At 60.7% G+C, this 4,268-nt stretch carries 2 protein-coding genes; both read left to right on the top strand.

Going from position 1 to position 4,268, the window contains the following annotated elements:
* The first annotated feature begins 89 nt into the window (after positions 1–89).
* Positions 90–611, top strand: coding sequence for a 2-amino-4-hydroxy-6-hydroxymethyldihydropteridine diphosphokinase (gene folK / locus HQL63_15890; protein ID MBF0178304.1), 522 nt, complete (start codon positions 90–92; stop codon positions 609–611).
* Positions 612–962: 351 nt separating this feature from the next.
* On the top strand, positions 963–4,241 hold the full coding sequence (locus HQL63_15885; protein ID MBF0178303.1) for a DUF1566 domain-containing protein: 3,279 nt from the start codon (positions 963–965) through the stop codon (positions 4,239–4,241).
* The last annotated feature ends 27 nt before the right edge of the window (positions 4,242–4,268 follow it).

Below are 4,268 nucleotides of genomic sequence, written 5' to 3'. Positions count from 1 at the left end.
TGCCAGGGAGCCAGCCCCCTGGATCCCGATTCGTGGTCGGGTGCTGAATAGTTACTACAAAAGATCCTTTCTGTGCAAGCGAGACGACCATGGATGCTCCAATCTTGATCGCCTTCGGCGCCAATCTGAACCCCCTGCCCAACCTGATACATGGCCTGCGGCGTTGTCACCAGGAGTTGGGTATTGTGGCGGTCTCCACGGTCTATCGCACCAGGCCGGTCGGTCTGATGGATCAGCCGGATTTTCTCAACGGCGCCCTGTGTCTCGCACGCCCCATGGAGCCGTGGCCGTTGCGGGCAATGTTGCGGAAGATCGAGGCTGAATGCCGGCGCAACCGTGGCGAACTTTCCAAAGATGGCCCGCGCACCCTGGATCTGGACATTGCCCTGATGGGCAGGAAGATCGTCGAGGAGCCCCCTTTGAGCATTCCCGACCCGGAGATTTTGCGCCGGCCCTTCCTGGCTTTGCCCCTGGCGGAGTTGGCGCCCGACCTGCTGCACCCCCAGGTCAACCGATCCCTGGCGGAGATTGCGGCGGATTTTGGGCCCAAGCCCGCAGGCATGGAGATCGATGCGGAGGCGACGGCGGCGTTGCAGACAGAATATGGCTGAAAAGCTGCCCAAAGACTTGAAATCAGACTCCCCCCGCCCCTGCAATCCCACGATATTTATATCTTAATATATAATTTATATTATTACAGGTCTGCCCCGTTTTGGTGGTGACTTATCAAAAAATGTCCAGTACAGTCCCCCGTTGCAAATGGGTAACTATCCGGCAATCTTTCAAGAAGGGTTTGACATGGAAGACTCTGTTGGGGCTTCGCCCCGAACCCCGCAAGGGCGCTGCCCTTGACCTGCCAGGGAGCCAGCCCCCTGGAGCCCGATGCGTTGTCGGGTGCTTTGGCGTTGGCGTCGGAAAAATGGAAATGACGTTTGGAACAGGCTCATTTTGAGGGACATTTCATGAAAAAACGGCTGTGGATTTTGGCGCTCCTGAGCGCGTGGACATTCGGGGGATGTGGAGGCGGCGGCAGCGATGGCGGCAGTGGCGCCTCTTCGGGCAGCAGCGCTCCGGTCACGGTGAAGGGTGCGGCTTTGGATGGCCCGGTGAGCGGCGCCACCGTGACGGTCAAGAATGCGGATGGTAGCGTTATCGCCGGGGCAACGGCCAAGACTCTCGCCGATGGCACCTACTCGGTCTCCGTACCCGGAAACCAACCCATGCCCTGGAAGATTGAAGTGGGCACGGACGGTGTGGACACCGTGACCGGCGAGACGATCCCCTTCACCATGACCACCCTGGTCACCTCTGCATCCCAGACCACGGCCAACGCCTCCCCCCTCACCACCCTGGTGACGGCGGCGGTTGAAAATGCCGTCGGCGGGCTCTCCCTGGTCAAGGCGACGGATGTGACGTCCATGTCCAGCCAGATGATCAAACAGCTCGGCTTCGGCGTCGATGGGGAGAACAGCCAGATCGACCTCATCACCACGCCGGTCACCGCAGCGGTGGCCTCCTCCGTGGCCATGGCCTCCGAGGCGCTGGGTGAAATGGCCCGCCGCACCGCCCGTTCCGTCACCGGCACGGGGGGAACCACCGTCACCCCGGCCAGGGTTCTCCAATTGCTGGGCGAAGATATGTCCGACGGTTATGTTGACGGCAAAAAGAGGGTCGCAGGCGTGGCCTCTGCCGTTTCCACCTCGGATCTTGCCGGGATCAGCGTAGACAAGTTGATCGCCGTCGTGCAGGTGCAGGCGGCCCAGGTGGCCACGGAGGTGGTGAGCAACCAGCTCTCTGTCACCAAAAACAGCGGCGCCGTCATGAGCGCCAGCGAGGTCAAGACCGCCCTGGCGACAGCCTTGGCCGCGACCGTCAACGCCGTCGAAGGCAGCAAAGTCAGCGCCAGCGATATTGCGATCCGCCTTGCGGCTCTACCGGTCTCAAGCGCCCTGAAGCAGCAGGGGATGACGGGGGTCGACAGCGTGTTGGTGTTGGACAAGACCAACGCGGCCTTCGTCGATCTCAAGCAAAAGTATCAGGCCATCACGGTCGGGAGCAAAGCCTCGGAGGCCGCACAGACATTGACTGCCAATGTCCTTGCCACCACCCAGGCGGCAGCGACCACCATTCTGACCAACGCCGTGAGTGGCGTTTTGGTCACCACCGGCGACCTGCTCGGTCAGTTGCAGGGGAGCAGTGCGACAGCCATTGCCGCGACAACGACCTCCACCAACACCGGGGCCGTCAACCGGGCGCCGGTCGCCAGCGGTGGATCGTTGAGCATCACCAAAAACACCTCATTCTCCGGTCTCACCCTCCTGGGTCGTCCGCCGCAAGCCGTGACGGCCTCCGACCCGGACGGCGATGCCCTGACCTACAGCATCGTGACCAACGGGTCCAAAGGGAGTGCAACCTTTATCAACCCCACCAGTGGGGCCATCACCTACACCCCCAACACCAACATCACCGGCACGGATAGTTTCACCTTCAAGGTCAGCGATGGCAAGTTGAGCTCCAACGTGGCGACGGTGACCGTCACCATCGTCGAGCCGCCAAGCGCAGCCCCCCCCGTCAGCACGAGCAAAGCCAGTGACACGCTCCTGGGTACCTGGTATTCCCTGAACGACGCGTGGGGGAACAGCGGGGTCATCACCTTCCTGAGCGACGGCACTTACGTTCATGCCGAGACAGGACCAACGGATGGAGGTGGGTTTACCGGCGTGGAGTTGGGCAGCTACTCCTGGGATGCCGCCACCGGCAAGTTGGCCGCCACGAAAGTGGAGGTGGATACCAATGGCACCTGGGGGTTGAGCGATTCCCTGACCAAAGGGCCAGGAATCGTCAAGTTCAACGGCGATGTCGCGACGTATACGGATTCATCCACTTCGGCTACCGATCCGCCATCAAATCTGATCCGCCTGGTCAGCGACCCGAGCAACGCTCTGGTGGGTTCCTGGTATGCCACGGATGCGAACAAGACCTACTCTGTTGTCGTGACTTTCTTCAACAACGGGTATTATTTCCTGGCCGAGAAAAACACCGTAGATCCAAATGTTACAAATGGCGTCGAGTTTGGCACCTACAAATGGAACGCCTCCACGGGAGTCCTTTCTGTTGGATTGATCGTGGACACCAATGGACAGGGTGGCGCTTCCCACCCTGTTGGCACAGATAGAATCATCATCAGTGGCAACTCGTTCGTCGCATCGGACGACAGCCCGGGTTCCACAACATTCGTTCGTGTCGCCCCGGTGAGCGGTGGCAGCAGCGATCCTGTTTCCAGTCCGCCCACAGGCAACACGCAACCTGTCACCAACGTCACCAACGAAACGCTGGCCAACAATCCTTCCGCCGGCGTTGTTGCCGCTGAACCGGTCGTACAGTTCACCACGGCCAGTCTGACGAACTACCCGGGCGACAAGGTCGCGGTGCCGTTTTCCCTGTCCAAGGCCAGCAGTGTGAACGTATCCGTTCCTTTCACCATTGCGGGGACAGCCAAGGCCGGGACGGATTATGCCCTCTCGACCACCTCGCCGGTGACCGTTCCGGCAGGAACCCTGGGCGGCATGATCGATTTCACCGCCCTGAGCGGCGGCGGCAAGACCATGATCCTGACCCTGGGCAATCCGACCTACGCCAGCGTGGGAACCATCGGCACGCTGACGGTCACCTTGAACGACAAAGCAACGACAACGACGACAGTGACAGGCTCGGCTCCTCTGCCCAGAACCGGACAGACCACTTGTTCTGACCCAACCGGCACAACCAGCGCAGCGATATCCTGCGGCGGTACGGGTCAGGATGGTGCGTTGCAGAAGGGGGTTGCCTGGCCTACGCCCCGTTTCACCGACAACGGCAATGGCACGGTCACTGACAATCTGACCGGGTTGATCTGGTTGAAAAACGCCAACTGCTTCGATACACAAACCTGGGCCAATGCCCTCACCTCGGCCAACACCCTGGCGAGCGGGGCCTGTGGTTTGACGGACAGCTCCAAGGCGGGGGATTGGCGGTTGCCCAACAAGGTTGAGTTGAAGAGCCTGGTGGATAGGAGCCAGATTAGCCCTGCCTTGCCTTCTGGTCATCCGTTCTCTGGTGTGCAGAGCAACTACTACTGGTCGAGTTCCTCTTACGCTACCAGTGGTTCCGTCGCCTGGTACGTGTACCTCGACGACGGCTTCGTGAACGTCAGCACCAAGAGCGCCACCACCTACGTGTGGCCGGTGCGGGGTGGACAATAGGGTCTTGGGGGATTGGGCGCTTTGCGA

It is taken from the genome of Magnetococcales bacterium (assembly GCA_015231175.1).
Lineage (GTDB): Bacteria > Pseudomonadota > Magnetococcia > Magnetococcales > DC0425bin3 > HA3dbin3.
The sequence above is the reverse complement of the archived record's forward strand: the minus strand, read 5'-3'. Positions and strand labels throughout refer to the sequence as shown.